Below are 16,301 nucleotides of genomic sequence, written 5' to 3' on the forward strand. Positions count from 1 at the left end.
AGTTTCAGGTTAAACCTTTTGTTCTTAACAGACAACTTACGTCTATTAAAAGGTATTTTTACCTCGAATCGTGCGTGTATTGACTGATTTTATTTTTTATTTCTTTTGCTTCTGCTTCCAGAGCCGTAATGAAATCGTCTAAGTGAGGATTAAAAGGGCGGTGCAGGGGCAAAAGGATATTGATGGTAAAAGCATAAGAGGTAGTAAGCGGCCTAATCTGCAAACCATGACCGATGAAATCTAAGGCTGTCAAAGGGTTAATGATTGCGATACCCGCACCTTTGCTGACGAGTTGGCATACCGATGCCGCCGTCGGTGTTTCAACCACGGTTTTTCGATGGACGCCAAGTTTATTGAGTTCATTATCTAATTTGATTCGATAGGGGTCGGTAGGTGATAAATTTACAAAAGGCTGACCTTCAAAGTCTCGTATATCGATGCTGTCTTTTGCCAATAATGGATGGTGATTCGGTAAAATACATACTTCATCAATATCCAATAAAGGTTTAAGTGCGGTACCGGAGGGTGAGTCATTGTTTTCTGTCAAACCGAGGTCATATTGCTGGTACGTTAAGCTTTGTTCTAAATAGGGTGGCTCTTGAACAGAAATAGATATACCAACATTGTTGTTAGTGTCTAAGAATTTTAGACAAGCGCCAGGTAACAGTGATTGTGAAAACGCAGGTAGTGTCAGTACGGATAATCTTCCCGTTTGATTGGTGCGTAAATCCTCCGCAGTTGACCAAATTCGTTCTAAGCCAATATAAGAGCGTTTTACTTCCTCAAATAATGTATATGCCGCATTGCTGGGTTTAAGGCGGCCACGTACTCTTTCGAACAAGCTAAAACCTAAGATGTGTTCAAGTCTTGCTAATTCACGACTAATCGTTGGTTGAGATGTGTGCAAGATATTGGCTGCGCTCGTCACACTTTCTGCTGTCATTAATGCATTGAATATTTCAATTTGTCGAAATGTTAATTTCATAAGTCATATCAAAAATGAATAGAATTTGTATAAATGGATATTATTTGAATTTTTACCCGTGCGCTATGCTTGATTCATCTTTTACGAATTGAACATCTTTGGGAGCGTGACGAAATGACTATCTTTAACCCTGATACCTTAAGAGAAATAGCTCAGCAGTATGGTACGCCACTCTGGGTGTACGATGCGCCGACTATTCGCCAGAAAATAGAATTGTTACGTGACTTCGATGTTATTCGTTATGCACAAAAAGCCAGTTCGAATATACATATTTTACGTTTAATGCGTGAAGCAGGAGTGATGGTGGATGCGGTTTCTGCTGGGGAAATTGAAAGAAGCTTGGCGGCAGGTTATAGCAATCAAGATAATCCCGAGAGTATTGTTTTTACCGCCGATGTGATTGATCGTGAAGCGCTTGCCTTGGTTATTCAACATAATATTCCTGTGAATATCGGCTCTTTGGATATGTTGCACCGTATCGCAGAAGTGGATTCTCATCATCCTGTTTGGCTTCGTGTAAATCCGGGGTTTGGCCATGGCCATAGTGACAAAACCAATACTGGTGGGCCAAATAGTAAGCATGGTATTTCGCTAGAAGATTTGCCCGAGGTCGTTGCTTTACTTCAACAATATGGACTGGATTTAATTGGCATCCATATGCACATTGGTTCTGGCTCAGACTTCGCACATTTGTCTTTGGCTTGTCAGGCTATGGTAGAAATAGTGAAATTGGCCAATGTTGATATTAGAGCCATCTCCACTGGCGGTGGGCTTCCTGCACCTTATTTAAAAAATGACGTTGAATTAGATACCCATAGTTTTTTTCGATTATGGGATGAGGCACGTAAAGACATAGAAAATCATTTGGGACATGCCATAACATTAGAAGTGGAACCAGGGCGTTTTCTGGTGGCTAACGCCGGAGTTCTGGTCGCTGAAATTCATTGTTTGAAGTCGACAGCGCAGCATCGTTTTGTTTTGGTGGATGCAGGCTTTAATGATCTTTTACGACCCAGCATGTATGGAAGTTATCATAAAATTGAGGTTCTCCATAAAGCCGCAACACAACAGTCGGTAAACTCAATGCATGGTAAGCGTGAGTACGCAGTCGCTGGCCCTTTATGTGAATCTGGTGATGTGTTTACACAAGATGAGAATGGCGTAATTTGCCATCAGGCATTAGATAATCCAAGGGTTGGAGATATGTTGGTATTTAAGGATGCTGGTGGGTATGGCGCTGCTATGTCATCAAATTACAACAGCCGTCCATTGGCACCAGAGGTAATGATTGATGAAGGACAATATCGCTTGATTAGAAAACGACAAACCATAAGAGATTTGCTGTCATTGGAAATGATCTAATTTCGTTGGTAATTGAAACGGATTGAAATGTGGTTAAACAAGGAAGTGGATTGATTTTATTTTACTTAGCTGGTTAAACTGAAAGTATTAGCTGGTTAATTGAGAAATACAATCAAGGAGTAGTCGGTGGATATTACATTTGAGGCAATTTTCAAAGAGAACATTAAGCGGGCGCATTATCAAGTGGATGGGCTGAGTTCTGATAAAAGTCATATTCAAGTGGTGATTTGGCCGACATTTTCCGGTTTAACCGATTTTGAGAAAAGCATTGCTGATAAAATCGTATCATTAGGTTTTTCTGCCACAGCGATCGATTTGTATGGTGTCGACAATAATCCCGTCGAAATGGACCAAAAACGTGCCCGAATGGGCGCCTTGGTCGCTGAGGCTGAACCCTTACATGACTTGTTGAATGAATTGACTCAATCTGCTTGTGATGCCGAAGGTAAGACTATTGTGCATGTTGGGTTTTGTCTTGGCGGTCGGTTGGCTTTGGAAGCCGGCTTGCATCTTGAAAACAGTGCCGGAGCGGTAAGCTTTCATGGGTTGATGAGTTTTTTCCGAGCGCAATCAGAAGATAAAGCCAATACTAGAGCCAAAATATTAGTATTAAATGGTCTCCAAGACCCTTTAATAACGGAAGAAGACGCTCAGGAAGCAAAACGTTACTGGAGTGGTTTAGGGATGGATTTTCAGTTCATTGATTTCAGCAACACCATGCACTCGTTTATGTTGCCTAGCGCTGATAACCCCCAGCATGGCAGCCAATTCAATCCTCAAACCGCTCAGCGAGGGTATAACTATTTGGCCAACTTTTTAGATGAGTTTGTCTAAATACTAGGGTACTAGAAGAAAGGCCTCGCCTAGAAAATAGGCGAGGCCTTTTAGTGTTAACGGGCTGGAACAGGGCGATCTATTAAGGCCTCACCATTAGAATTAAACAAATAGCAATCAGCCGTTTTTATACCCACTGTCACTCTTTCACCATTTCGCGTTAGGTTTGCGCCACTGACTTCTATCGTCAATTTGCTACCTTGAAATTGGCCATAAAGGTAGGTGAGGCCGCCAAGGTGTTCCGCTACGTCAATGTCTAGATCTATCGTTAGGTCGGCATCTTCCGTGTTTTCTTTGATGTGTTCTGGTCGAATGCCGAGTTTGACTGTCTCGTTGACAGAGACTTTGGTGCCATCGACTTCTAGTTCAATACGTTGGCCATAGATATCGATAACGGCCAGATCTTTATTATCAATACTGATGACTTTGCCTTCCAAGAAGTTCATTTTGGGTGAGCCGATGAAACCAGCGACAAATTCGTTAGCTGGGTTGTGATACAGCTCTAGTGGTGAACCAACTTGTTCAACATTGCCAGCCCGTAATACCACGATTTTATCGGCCAAGGTCATGGCTTCCACCTGATCATGTGTGACATAAATCATGGTGGCTTTTAAACGATTATGTAGCTGCGCGATTTGAATACGCATGTCGACGCGTAGTTCGGCATCTAGGTTAGAAAGAGGTTCGTCAAACAGGAATACTTCTGGCTGACGTACGATGGCACGTCCAATCGCCACACGCTGACGCTGGCCGCCAGAGAGTTGTTTAGGTTTGCGGTCCAGCAATTCATTCAATTGAAGAATATTCGCCGCATTGCTGACTTGCGCTTTGATCTTTTCTGGATCAACCCCGTTCATGCGTAAGCCAAAACTCATATTCTCTTCCACTGTCATATGTGGGTACAGCGCATAGGATTGAAATACCATAGCGACTCCGCGATCAGCGGGGGCTACGTCATTCATGTTGGTGCCATTGATTTCTAGCTTACCATCTGTGATTTCTTCTAGACCGGCAATTAAGCGTAGTAGGGTGGATTTGCCGCAACCAGAAGGACCTACAAAGACCACAAATTCACCGTCTTGAAGATCTAAATTGACGCCATGAATTGTTTCAATGTCATGAAACCGTTTGATGACGTTTGTTAGTTTTATCGTCGCCATAATGGACTTTCCTATGCTAGTTAGAGGCCATGGCCCCCATTCGAGTGGATATTTTCTGACAGGCATCTTTGACCAATGCTTGAAAGTGTTGGAAGCGCGCGTCGTCTACGCGAAACTTAGGTGCGGTAATACTAAGCGCGGCAATAGGTTCATTTCGGTGGTTTAGTATCACGGAGGCAGCACATTGAATGCCTTCCTCATGTTCTTCTAAATCCAGTGAGATTTTGCTGTCACGAATTTTATTAAGATCGTCTCTTAACCTGTCTTCGTTAATCAGTGTGGTGGCTGTGTGCTGGACAAAGCGTTGTTCTTTAATGGCGGCCGCCAGCTGATCTTTACTCAGAAAGGCCATCATGGCTTTCCCCACACCAGTGCAATAAGCGGGGCCTTTTTTGCCCACAGCCGAAAACAAACGCAAACTTTTTTGGCTTTCAAGTTTATCGATGTAAATCACATCACCGCGATCAAGAACGGCAAGGTGAATGGTTTCGCCGGTTTCATCCCATAACCGTTTCATTTGATCGGCGGCAATATCACGCACATCGATTTTTGACCAAGCTTGGTGAGCAAGTTCCAGTAAACCATATCCAGGGTGATACAGCTGAGTGGCTTCATCGAAGCGAACTAAGCCTTTGTCTGTTAATGAGGTTAGGGTTCGATGTGCGGTGGCTTTGGGCAAGTCTGTCTTTTCAACCAATTCCGCAAAGCGAAGCGGTACAGGGGTCATGCAAACCTCCTGTAGCAAGCTAATTGCTTTGTCTAATGATGAGCCTCCGCTTTTGGAATCTTGCTCGGCCATTATCTCTTTTCCTTAATATCGGTTTTTATATTTTTTTAAGGTCGATTTTGCCCCAAAAACTAGGGCTGAAAAAATGATCTAATTTGAGTATTGCAAAAAATGGAACTTTATTCCATTATTTTGTTGTGCAAGTTGCTCATGATTAAAAATGGGTGATCAGCAAGACAATTTATAAACTAATAAAAATAAGAGGTAAGTGCGCCATGCAAAAGTTGCATAGCAAGCAACAGCAATGGATGCCGGTTTTGTTCTTAGCGCCAGCAGTCATTTTGTTTGTGGTCTACGTTATCTTTCCTATTCTGCAAAGTATCTGGTTGAGCTTTTATGAATGGGATGGAATTGGTGAAAAAACCTTCGTAGGCTTTAGTAATTATGTAGAACTCTTTGACGATTATCAGTTTTGGGTGGCGTTAAAAAACAATCTGTATTGGATGGTTTTCTTTATGCTGGCCCCGCCCATTGGACTGGGCATTGCACTGTTCCTCAATCAAAAAATCATGGGCATACGTTTAGTTAAATCCATGTTTTTCTTTCCTTTCGTTATTTCTCAAGTGGTTGTTGGCTTGGTTTTCTCTTGGTTTTATGACCCATCTTTTGGTCTTTTCAATAAGGCCATAGCATTATTTGGAATGGAACCGGTGGCGGTTTTATCTGATGAAAATTGGGTGACCTTTGGCATTATCGTGGCAGGTCTTTGGCCACAAATTGCCTATTGCATGATCCTCTATCTCACAGGCTTGAATAATTTAAATCCAGATCAAATCGAAGCGGCTCGCTTAGACGGCGCGCACGGCTGGAAAATGTTACGTCATGTTATTTTGCCTCAACTGCGTCCCGCTACATTCATTGCAGTTGTGGTGACAGTGATCGGTGCGTTAAGAAGTTTCGACCTTGTTGCCACCATGACCAGTGGCGGGCCATTTGGGTCTTCTAGTGTTCTAGCTTACTTCATGTATGAACAATCCATCTTTAACTATCGAGCTGGTTACGGTGCAGCGATTGCGACTGTGTTGTTCTTGATAATGGATATTTATATCGCCTACTTCTTATGGCGTATGCTGAAGAGTGAGAAAGCCTAATGTTTCCAACTCCTATAGAAAAAAGATCGTTACCTTTTAATTTAAGCTATCGCGTGGCTGTTTGGATCGCTTTGTTACTTTGGTTATTGCCTTTGATTGCCGTCATGATGACTTCCGCTCGCTCTATGGCGGATATTAACTCTGGTAATTATTGGGGGGTTCCAAGTGAATGGATGTTGTTTGAAAACTACACCATGGTATTTACGCAAACGCCCATGCTGCGCTATCTCATCAATTCGCTGATCATTACCTTACCCGCGGTATTTGGCGCGGTTGCCTTATCGACCTTGGCCGGTTACGCCTTAGCTAAGTTTAAATTTCGCGGCAATGTTGCGCTATTTGCGACTTTTATCGCAGGTAACTTTGTGCCGTTTCAAATCTTAATGATTCCAGTGCGCGATCTCACTATTAGCATGGGGTTGTATGACACCGCCTCGGGCTTGATTTTGTTCCATATTGCTTTTCAAACAGGGTTTTGCACCTTGTTTATGCGCAACTTTATCGTCGGTTTACCTGATGAATTAATTGAAGCGGCGCGGGTGGAAGGGGTGAGCGAATGGCAAATATTTTGGCATGTGGTTTTACCATTAGTTCGTCCCGCTTTGGCCGCCTTGTCTGTGCTGATTTTTACTTTTATTTGGAATGATTATTTCTGGGCGCTGGTGCTGGTGCAGAGTGATGAAGTGCGCCCGATCACAGCAGGGATTAGTGCTCTAAAAGGTCAGTGGATGGCGTCTTGGCAACTTATTGCTGCGGGTTCAATTGTCGCCGCGTTACCGCCTGTCATCTTGTTCTTCGCCATGCAGCGTCACTTTATTGCTGGCTTAACTTTGGGTGCTACGAAAGGATAAGACGATGAAAAATGGATTGAACATAGGGTTTTATCGACAAGACTCAAAAGACCAAAGCAAGACCTTGGTGATTGCTTGCCCAAAACAAGGCTCGCCAGAGTTGCTCTACTTTGGTGATGCGTTACCAGTGCAGACGGATTTAAGTTCGGTGTATATGTCGCAACAAGCAGGCATTCCGCAAGCCATGATGGACAAGCCTGTTCCTATGTCTTTACTCCCTGAAGCAGGGCGCGGTTGGCTGCAAACGCCAGCCGTGGAGGCCAGTGCAGAAGACCGCCCAACATGGGCTGCCTGTTGGAGCTTGCTTGATGTGGAAGCGCTAGAAAGCGGCTTTAAGATTCGTTTGGAAGATAACGTGGCCCAATTGTCGGTGTCGCTGTCGATTGGTTTATTGCCATCTGGCGTCTTACGTCAACAACTGACCTTAACTAACCAAGGACAGGGCGATGTGATGGTGCAGCGCTTGGCTTGTACCTTGCCTGTTGCTGCGCGTTTTACTGAGCGAATGGGTTTTTATGGTCGTTGGTGTCAAGAGTTTCAACAAGAGCGCAGTGATTGGCATGCTACTTGGTTGCAAGAAAACCGCAACGGCCGTAATTCTCAGGCGAACTTTCCCGCGGTGATGGTTGGTGAGCAAGGCTTTGGGGAGCAGCAAGGGGAAGTGCTTGGGGCACATCTTGCTTGGAGCGGAAACCACAGACTAAAAGCCGATTACACCGCAGAAGGTCATCGTTATTTACAAGCGGAAGTCTTGTATTTATCTGGTGAAATTATCCTCGCCGCCAATGAGTCTATTTCGACCCCTGAATTCTTGGCGGCACACAGTGGCACTGGGCTAAATGCCATGAGTCAGCAGTTCCACCAAGAAGCACGTGCTCGTTTGCAATTAGCTAAGCCTCGTCCAGTGCATTTGAATACGTGGGAAGCGTTTTATTTCGATCACGATATGACCAAACTAAAAGCGCTGGCTAAAGCCGCCGCTGACGTTGGGGTTGAACGTTATATTTTGGACGATGGATGGTTTCGCGGTCGCAACAATGACAAAGCCGCGTTAGGGGATTGGTTTGTTGATGAAAACAAATACCCAGATGGATTAATGCCTTTGATTAGCTATGTCAAAGAGGAACTGGGTATGGAGTTTGGTTTGTGGTTTGAACCTGAAATGGTTAACCCAGATTCCGATTTATTCCGTGCTCATCCTGATTGGGCTTTGCAACTTCCCCAATACGAACCCGCTCTCGCACGTAATCAATTGGTTCTGAATTTAGCGAAACCGGAAGCCTATCAATATATCCGCGAGCGTTTATTTTCACTCTTCACGGAATATCCCATTGATTATGTGAAATGGGATATGAACCGAGATTATTCCCAGCCAAGTGGTGATATTGCCCCGCAAGCCCATGCTCAGGTTGAAGCCTTGTATCGCTTATTGGGCGACATTAATGATGCTTTTCCCGCGATGGAAATCGAAAGCTGCTCCTCAGGCGGTGCGCGAGTGGATTTCGGTATCTTGAATTTTACTAAGCGTTTCTGGGCATCTGATTGTAATGATGCGTTAGAGCGTCAAACCATCCAGCGTGGCTTCAGTTATTTTTTACCGCCTGAAGTCATGGGATCCCATGTGGGACCAGATAAAAGTCATACCACCAGTCGCGTTCACGATGTGGCATTCCGTGCTGGCACGGCTTTGCTTGGTCATTTTGGTATTGAATGGAATTTATTAGAGGCTAATGACGAGCAAAAAGCGACGATTTCAAACTGGTTGTCTCATTACAAGCGCCATAGAGCCCTGTTGCATGACGGTAAGAATTGGCGTTTGCCAAGCGCTGACGGTCGGGCACAAACCCAGTGGGCATTGAGTCAAGACCGACTACAAGGTTTGGCCGTTTATAGCCAATTGGCTATGCCAAAGCAGGCGCAAACTTTACCGCTTTGTTTACCAAACCTATTGCCGGATCAGCTTTATCGAGTAGAGGTGCTAGAGCACAGTCCGCTACCCGGCCATCTTATGAAAGCCTTACCTGCGTGGTGGAAACAAGACCTGATTTTGAATGGGGCGAGTTTGAGCCAAGTGGGTCTTCAATTACCGATTTTTGATCCTGAATCTCTTGTACTTATAGGGATTCAAGCCGTACCTGCTATGGAGAAACATTGAATGAGCGATAACAATAACAAAGATAAAAAACCATTACGCAGTCAGCAATGGTACGGAAAATTAGACAAAGACGGCTTTATTCACCGCAGCTGGATGAAAAACCAAGGTTTGCCAGACCACAGTTTTGATGGTCGACCTATCATCGGCATTTGTAATTCATGGAGTGAGTTGACGCCATGTAATGCGCACCTTCGTGAACTGGCGGAATACGTAAAACGGGGAGTATGGGAAGCCGGCGGTGTGCCCCTTGAATTTCCCGTTATGTCGTTGGGTGAAACCCAAATGAAGCCAACGGCCATGCTGTTTCGTAACCTGATGAGTATGGATGTGGAAGAATCCATGCGGGCTTATGGCATGGATGGCGTTGTGTTGTTAGGGGGATGCGACAAAACCACGCCAGCCCAATTGATGGGCGCATGTTCAGTGGATTTGCCGACTATCGTTGTCTCTTCTGGCCCTATGCTAAATGGTAAATACCGCGGCAAAGACATTGGTTCCGGCACGGATGTGTGGAAGTTCAGCGAAGCAGTACGCGGCGGCAAAATGAGTCTTGATGCATTTATGCGAGCCGAGTCGGGCATGTCCCGTTCCCGAGGCACTTGTATGACCATGGGCACCGCGTCGACTATGTCTTGTTTGGTGGAAGCCTTAGGCATGTCACTACCCGAAAACGGCACCTTGCCCGCGGTGGATGCCCGTCGTCAAGCGCTAGCGCATATGACAGGAGCGCGGATTGTCGACATGGTGAAAGAAGATCTAAAACCCTCTGACATTTTGACGAAAGCCGCGTTTGAAAATGCCATTCGAGCGAATGCGGCGATAGGTGGTTCGACCAATGCCGTTGTGCATTTACTGGCTATCGCGGGTCGTGTCGGGGTGGATTTAAGCTTAGAAGACTGGGATCGCATTGGCGCGGACATTCCTTGCTTGGTTGATTTGATGCCATCGGGCCGATTCTTGATGGAAGACTTCCATTACGCCGGCGGTTTCCCTGCGCTCATTCAGCGTTTGAGTCATCTATTTGATATGAACGCCAATACAGTATGTGGCGCTACCTTGGGCGAGATTACCGAAGGTGCAGAGTGTTTCAACGAGGACGTTATTCGTCCGTTAGACAAACCATTGCGAGAGAAAGCAGGCATTGCCGTATTGCGCGGTAACTTATCACCACAAGGGGCGATCATTAAACCCAGTGCCGCTACCCCCGCTTTATTGCAACACACGGGCAAAGCCGTGGTGTTTGAAAACATTGAAGACTACAAAGCGCGCATCGATACCCCAGAATTGGAAGTCGATAAAGACTCGATTTTGGTTCTTAAAGGTTGTGGGCCAAAGGGTTACCCCGGGATGCCGGAAGTGGGCAATATGGCATTACCGAGTAAGTTGCTAGAACAAGGCATTACCGACATGGTACGCATCAGTGATGCACGTATGAGCGGAACAGCATTTGGTACTGTGGTGTTGCATGTGGCACCGGAATCCACTGTCGGAGGGCCATTGGCCTTGGTGCAAAATGGCGATGAAATCACCCTAGATGTAGAGGGGCGTGGTTTGCATTTGCATATTTCAGAGGAAGAAATGGCGCGCCGTAAAGCCGCATGGCAACCGGAAGAAAGCGACTATCAGCGTGGTTATGCCAAGTTGTATATCGACCATGTCATGCAGGCCGATCAAGGGGCGGACCTAGATTTCCTTGTTGGCAAAAGTGGATCGAAAGTGAGTAGGGAGTCTCATTAATGACCAATAATAAAAATAAAACCGTTTTTCCTAGTTTAAAAGGACGTCATGCGCTTGTTAGTGGCGGTGCATCTGGTATTGGCGAAGCCTTAGTTCGTGCCTTGGCGCAGCAAGGTTGCTTGGTCAGCTTTTTGGATATTGATCAAACCGCAGGTGACAGTCTTGCCAAAGAGCTAAAGGATCAAGGTCTACAAGCGCATTTTAATTTGGTTGATTTAACGGATGTCGATAAGCTTCAAGCCGTGATTAATGAACGCATGGCGGATTGGGGAGCGATTCGTATCCTAGTGAATAATGCGGCCAACGATCATCGTCATACTTTACAAGACATGACATCGGATGCGTTCGATCAATGCATGTCGGTCAATTTAAAACATCATTTCTTTGCTGCTCAAGCGGTGGCGCCCGCCATGGCGGAAGCAGGTGGTGGCAGCATTATCAATATGAGTTCCAATTCTTGGATGTTAGGACTTGCTGGCTATCCAGGTTACGTGACTGCAAAAGCAGGTATTTCCGGTTTAACCAAGGGCTTGGCCCGTGAATTGGGTGGTCAGAAAATTCGAGTGAATACCGTCTTGCCTGGTTGGGTTATGACCGAAAAGCAAAAGCGTCTTTGGCTAACGCCAGAAGCAGAAGCGGAACTGATGACGCAACAAGCCCTGAAAGAAAAAATAGAACCAGAAGATGTAGCGGATTTGGTGTTGTTTTTAAGTGCGGATGACAGTCGCATGATCTCTGGTCAAAGTTTGGTTGTGGATGGAGGGCGCTTGTAATGACCTTATTTAATCCTGCTTCACAACCTGCTGGTGACCAAGCCAGCTTTATTGCTGTTGATTGGGGAACCACGAATTTACGTGCCTTTTTGATGAATCAGGATGGTCATATTCAAGCCCAGCGTGACAGTGATCGAGGCATGTTAAAACTTGGCTCAGCTGAATTTGAACGTGTCTTGGCCGATTTTCTGGGTGATTGGCTCACCTCTGATTTGCCCATCTATATGGCTGGTATGGTGGGCAGTCGTGGCGGCTGGCAAGAAGTCCCTTATCAACAATGTCCGATGAAATTGGATGATTTGGCGGACAAGCTTCAGTGGCTAACAACCTCTTTGCCTAACCCTATTGCCATTGTGCCGGGTCTACAGGGTATTGGTATTGCTGGTCTTGTGGATGTTATGCGCGGCGAAGAAACTCAATTACTCGGGGCGCTTGATTGGCTAGAAGAACAAGGTCGAGCCGATGACACCCCCATATTTTGTTTGCCAGGTACACATTGTAAATGGGCGCAAATTACACAGGGTGAAGTGAACCAGTTTTCCACTTCGATTACTGGTGAGCTGTTTGCACGGCTTAATGACGAGTCCAGTTTAGTAAAAGGCCTGCCTAAACCAGAGCAAATCAACGCTGCTGCATTCAATCAAGGCGTTTTGGCTAGTCAGCAAGCGGGTGGCATTTTGCATCATTTATTTAGTACTCGAAGTCGCTTTGTTTGTGGTGATTTGGCGGCTGAAGAAGTGCGTGATTATTTGTCTGGCGTGGTGATTGGGCATGATGTGAATGACACATTAGAGGCGTTAAAAGAGGCTTATTCAAATCACTCAATCAATTCGGTGATCATTATTGGCAGCCAAGCTTTAGCAGAGCGCTATCGGTTGGCGTTATCTGCTCACCATCTTAGCACTGAATTTTTACCTGCCAATGAAGCCAGTATTCGCGGTTTAAAACGTTTGGCGAATCGTCAAATTCGGTCGGAAATGAATCCGGCACAAGGAGCCTAATAAAAATGAAACACTCTTTTGATGCACTGATGCAAGAGTTTCCTATGGTGGCGATACTTCGCGGTATTACACCGGAGGAAGTGGTTGAGCACACTCAAGTTTTAATTGATGCGGGCTTTCGTCTGATTGAAGTGCCGCTCAATTCTCCTGATGCCTTTACCAGTATTCGAATGCTACAAGACACATTTGGTCATCAAGTCTTGATTGGTGCCGGTACTGTGTTAACCATGGCTCAGCTCACGGAATTGGTTGCTACGGGCGCACAATTAATGGTGTGTCCGCATACTGATGTTGAGCTAATTAAAGCCGCGAAAGTAGCAGGCCTGTATGCCATGCCGGGCTTTTTTACCGCTAGTGAAGCCTTTGCCGCACTTCATGCTGGTGCGGATGCGGTGAAATTGTTTCCTGCCGAAGCCTTGCCGTCAATCAATGTTGTTAAAGCCTTGGGAGCTGTGATTCCCGCAAAAACTTGGTTATGTCCTGTTGGTGGCGTGAATCCAGAAAATGTCGCTGAGTATTTACAGGTGGGGGCTCGTGGTTTTGGTTTGGGTTCCGCCTTGTATAAAAAGGGTCAATCTGTTGCTACCACAAAAGCTAACGCTGAGGCCTTTATGGCGTCATGGAAGGCTTATCAAAACGAGTTAGGAGAATAAAAACAATGAAGCAAATTAGTACTCAGCGCCACCAATTAGCAGAGGGACCATTTTGGAGCCAGTCTGAACAAGCTCTGTATTGGGTCGATATTCCCGCTTGCAAAGTTTGGCGCTGGCATCAAGAGTCCAATGAATATCAGCATTGGACTCTACCGAAAAAAGTATCGGCGGTGTTCACCACGCAAAGCGATCGTTTGCTGGTGGCCTTGGCGGATTCCGTCGCGTATTTGGATAAAGCGACAGGCGAATTAGAGCATTTGTGCGACCTAGATACGGATATTCCGGGTAATCGCAGTAACGATGCTAAATGCGATCCCAACGGTGTGCTTTGGTTGGGAACAATGGACGATGCGGAAGAAAACACATCTGGTCGACTATGGAAAATTACCCCAGAAGGTAAAAGAACACTCATGCTGGAAGGAATTGGCATTTCCAATACCTTGGCGTGGGACGAATCTCGCGGTCGCTTCTATTTTGGTGATACGACAACAGGTAAAGTGCATGCGTTTCCCTATCCAGAATTCTATGACGTACGCAGCCAATCACCTTTTTTTGAAGTGAAAGAGGGGGTTGGAGCGGACGGTTCTTGCATTGATTCTGCTGGTTGTCTATGGAATGCCAACTGGGATGGTGCGCGTATTGTGCGATACAGCCCTGAAGGTGAAGTGCTGCAAACCATTGAGCTGCCTTTTTCAAAACCGACTAGTTGTGTGTTTGGTGGGCCTGCTGGCAATACATTGTTTATCACATCGGCCAGTGTGGCGACCAGCGAAGAAGCGTTAGCAGAACAGCCGCTTGCTGGCCATGTTATCGCTATTGATTTGAAGGACGCACTGGGTCTTGATGTCACTGGCGAGCCAAGTCAGCCGTTTTCTGGAGCATAAAAATGAAATTAGGTGTGTGTTATTACCCTGAGCATTGGCCAAAAAGTCGCTGGCAAGAAGACGCTCAACAGATGCAGAAAATCGGTATTGAATATGTGCGTATTGGCGAATTCAGTTGGAGTACGATTGAGCCCACGCCCGGTGAACTGCATTGGGAATGGTTGGATGAATCATTAGATATTCTGCATTCCCATGGTTTAAAAGTGATTTTAGGAACGCCCACGGCGACACCGCCAAAGTGGTTGGTGGACCGCAATCCTTCTATGTTGGCAAAAGATGAGCAGGGCCGTGTCCGTCATTTTGGTTCTCGCAGGCATTACACTTTTGCGAGCCTTGAGTATCGTGAAGAATGTCGTCGTATCGTTACTTTGATGGCGGAGCGTTATGGTCAACATCCTGCGGTGGCTTCTTGGCAAACCGATAATGAATTTGGTTGTCATGATACGATTTTGAGTTATGCGGAAGCGGATCTGGCGGCTTTTCGGCTATGGCTAGCGGCAAAATACGGTACGGTCGACGCCTTGAATAAGGCGTGGGGCAATGTGTTTTGGAGCATGGATTATCGCTCCTTTGATGAAATTGAACTGCCGAATTTAACCGTTACGGAAGCCAACCCTTCCCATCGTCTCGATTTCCAACGCTGCTGTTCAGATCAAGTGGTGGCTTTTAATAAGTTACAGGTCGATATACTGCGTGAATATTCCGCTGGTCGTGATTTAGTCCATAACTACATGGGATTTTTCACCGCGTTTGATCATCATAAAGTGGGTCAAGATCTGGATGTGGCGAGTTGGGATACCTATCCCTTGGGCTTTCTTGATCAAGAAGCGATCTATACCGAAGAAGAAAAACACCAATATTTGCGGGTGGGGCATCCTGATTTCGGCGCTTTCCATCATGATTTATATCGTGGCTGTGGCAAAGGGCGTTTATGGATCATGGAACAGCAACCAGGGCCTGTGAATTGGGCGCCGCATAATCCGACACCTGCTGATGGCGCCGTGCGTTTATGGACATGGGAAGCGTTTTCTCATGGTGCAGAACTGGTTTCTTACTTCCGTTGGCGTCAGGCACCATTTGGCCAAGAGCAAATGCATGCGGGTCTATTGCGCCCCGATGCTCAAGAAGCGGAAGCGGCTAAAGAAGCCGCGCAGGTTGCTAACGAAGTAAAACAATTGGCGCAATCGCTTGGTTTGGATGCTGAAGAGCTGGTGTCATTACCAAGTGCCGGAAAAGTGGCATTGATGTTTGATTATGATGCCTGTTGGTCGCTGGATATTCAGCCGCAATCCCGAGCCTATCGTTATCTATTTTGGTCTTATCGTGTATATGAAGCCTTGCGCGAGCTGGGGTTGTCGGTCGACATCATTCCAAGTGATGCTTCTTTAGATATGTATGAACTCTTGGTGCTGCCTGCTCAAGCTCATATTACGTCTGAATTGCAAGAAAAGCTCAACGCTTACGAAGGTGTCTTGTTAGCAGGACCACGAACCGGCAGCAAAACCGATACTTATCAAATCCCTGAAAATCTTGCTCCTGGCCCATTAGCAAACTTGCTTCCTTTAACGGTTGAGCGGGTAGATGCTTTGCCTGAGCATACTCAGCTGGCTGTTTCTGGAAAATGGGGGACAGGTAAGTTGAAGCATTGGCATGAACAGATCAAAACAAATTTGCCATGTGTATTAAAAGACGATGCTGGCAACCCCGTGTTAATGGGGGCTGATCGACATTTTTACCTTGCTTCTTGTTTGGATAATAACTTGTTGAAACTCAGTTTGGCGAAGCTCGCAGAGAAGGCTTCTTTGCCCACTTATTACTTACCAAAAGGTGTTCGAATTCGTGAACGTGGCAATGTGATCTTTGTTTTTAACTATGCTTCTCAGTCGGTTGTTTTTGAGCCGGAGAATGCCGAGTTATTACTGGGTAGTAAAACACTAGGAAGTGCTTGCGTAGCGATTTGGAAGAAAAATAAATAATAGCAAAAATATAAAGTGGAACTTGGTTTCGTTTGTTGATTTTTTGATCTTT

Annotated in this window: 14 protein-coding genes; 11 read left to right on the plus strand and 3 right to left on the minus strand. The window is 45.7% G+C overall.

Annotation, left to right across the window (positions count from 1 at the left end; translation table 11 throughout):
- Positions 1–58: 58 nt before the first annotated feature.
- Positions 59–985 (minus strand): LysR family transcriptional regulator, encoded by a 927-nt coding sequence (locus tag C0J08_RS09955; RefSeq protein ID WP_212655977.1) that lies wholly within the window; start codon positions 983–985, stop codon positions 59–61.
- A 114-nt stretch (positions 986–1,099) separates the two neighbouring features.
- Here C0J08_RS09955 and lysA point away from each other — a divergent pair, with 114 nt between their 5' ends.
- Together lysA and C0J08_RS09965 are read left to right on the plus strand one after the other, a co-directional pair.
- Positions 1,100–2,347, plus strand: a complete 1,248-nt coding sequence (gene lysA / locus C0J08_RS09960) for a diaminopimelate decarboxylase (protein ID WP_212655978.1) — start codon at positions 1,100–1,102, stop codon at positions 2,345–2,347.
- A 126-nt stretch (positions 2,348–2,473) separates the two neighbouring features.
- Positions 2,474–3,181, plus strand: coding sequence for a dienelactone hydrolase family protein (locus tag C0J08_RS09965; protein WP_212655979.1), 708 nt, complete (start codon positions 2,474–2,476; stop codon positions 3,179–3,181).
- A gap of 56 nt (positions 3,182–3,237) precedes the next feature.
- Here the strand turns inward: C0J08_RS09965 and C0J08_RS09970 are convergent, their stop codons facing one another.
- Together C0J08_RS09970 and C0J08_RS09975 are read right to left on the minus strand one after the other, a co-directional pair.
- Positions 3,238–4,341 (minus strand): ABC transporter ATP-binding protein, encoded by a 1,104-nt coding sequence (locus C0J08_RS09970; RefSeq protein ID WP_212655980.1) that lies wholly within the window; start codon positions 4,339–4,341, stop codon positions 3,238–3,240.
- Positions 4,342–4,357: 16 nt separating this feature from the next.
- Positions 4,358–5,140 carry an IclR family transcriptional regulator gene (locus tag C0J08_RS09975; protein ID WP_212655981.1) on the minus strand — a complete coding sequence of 261 codons (783 nt, stop codon included), beginning with the start codon at positions 5,138–5,140 and terminating at the stop codon, positions 4,358–4,360.
- Between the two features lie 203 nt (positions 5,141–5,343).
- Here C0J08_RS09975 and C0J08_RS09980 point away from each other — a divergent pair, with 203 nt between their 5' ends.
- The 9 genes from C0J08_RS09980 to C0J08_RS10020 are packed head-to-tail and all read left to right on the plus strand — an operon-like array spanning position 5,344 to position 16,249.
- Positions 5,344–6,219: a carbohydrate ABC transporter permease gene (locus C0J08_RS09980; protein WP_212655982.1), complete on the plus strand. Its 876-nt coding sequence runs from the start codon at positions 5,344–5,346 to the stop codon at positions 6,217–6,219.
- Positions 6,219–7,070 carry a carbohydrate ABC transporter permease gene (locus C0J08_RS09985; protein WP_212655983.1) on the plus strand — a complete coding sequence of 284 codons (852 nt, stop codon included), beginning with the start codon at positions 6,219–6,221 and terminating at the stop codon, positions 7,068–7,070. The genes C0J08_RS09980 and C0J08_RS09985 overlap by 1 nt, the downstream gene beginning before the upstream one ends.
- A gap of 4 nt (positions 7,071–7,074) precedes the next feature.
- The gene (locus C0J08_RS09990; RefSeq protein ID WP_212655984.1) at positions 7,075–9,225 is read left to right on the plus strand and encodes an alpha-galactosidase; all 2,151 of its coding nucleotides are present in this window, start codon (positions 7,075–7,077) and stop codon (positions 9,223–9,225) included.
- The gene (locus tag C0J08_RS09995; protein WP_212655985.1) at positions 9,226–10,962 is read left to right on the plus strand and encodes an IlvD/Edd family dehydratase; all 1,737 of its coding nucleotides are present in this window, start codon (positions 9,226–9,228) and stop codon (positions 10,960–10,962) included.
- Entirely contained in the window at positions 10,962–11,735 is a 774-nt protein-coding gene (locus C0J08_RS10000) for an SDR family NAD(P)-dependent oxidoreductase (RefSeq protein ID WP_212655986.1), read from the plus strand. Before C0J08_RS09995 ends, C0J08_RS10000 begins: the two co-directional genes overlap by 1 nt.
- Entirely contained in the window at positions 11,735–12,736 is a 1,002-nt protein-coding gene (locus tag C0J08_RS10005) for a 2-dehydro-3-deoxygalactonokinase (protein WP_212655987.1), read from the plus strand. Before C0J08_RS10000 ends, C0J08_RS10005 begins: the two co-directional genes overlap by 1 nt.
- Positions 12,737–12,741: 5 nt before the next feature.
- On the plus strand, positions 12,742–13,389 hold the full coding sequence (locus C0J08_RS10010) for a 2-dehydro-3-deoxy-6-phosphogalactonate aldolase (RefSeq protein WP_212655988.1): 648 nt from the start codon (positions 12,742–12,744) through the stop codon (positions 13,387–13,389).
- A gap of 5 nt (positions 13,390–13,394) precedes the next feature.
- Positions 13,395–14,273: an SMP-30/gluconolactonase/LRE family protein gene (locus C0J08_RS10015; protein WP_212655989.1), complete on the plus strand. Its 879-nt coding sequence runs from the start codon at positions 13,395–13,397 to the stop codon at positions 14,271–14,273.
- Positions 14,274–14,275: 2 nt separating this feature from the next.
- Positions 14,276–16,249, plus strand: coding sequence for a beta-galactosidase (locus C0J08_RS10020; RefSeq protein WP_212655990.1), 1,974 nt, complete (start codon positions 14,276–14,278; stop codon positions 16,247–16,249).
- Positions 16,250–16,301: the final 52 nt, after the last annotated feature.

This window comes from Marinomonas sp. CT5 (genome assembly GCF_018336975.1).
GTDB lineage: Bacteria > Pseudomonadota > Gammaproteobacteria > Pseudomonadales > Marinomonadaceae > Marinomonas.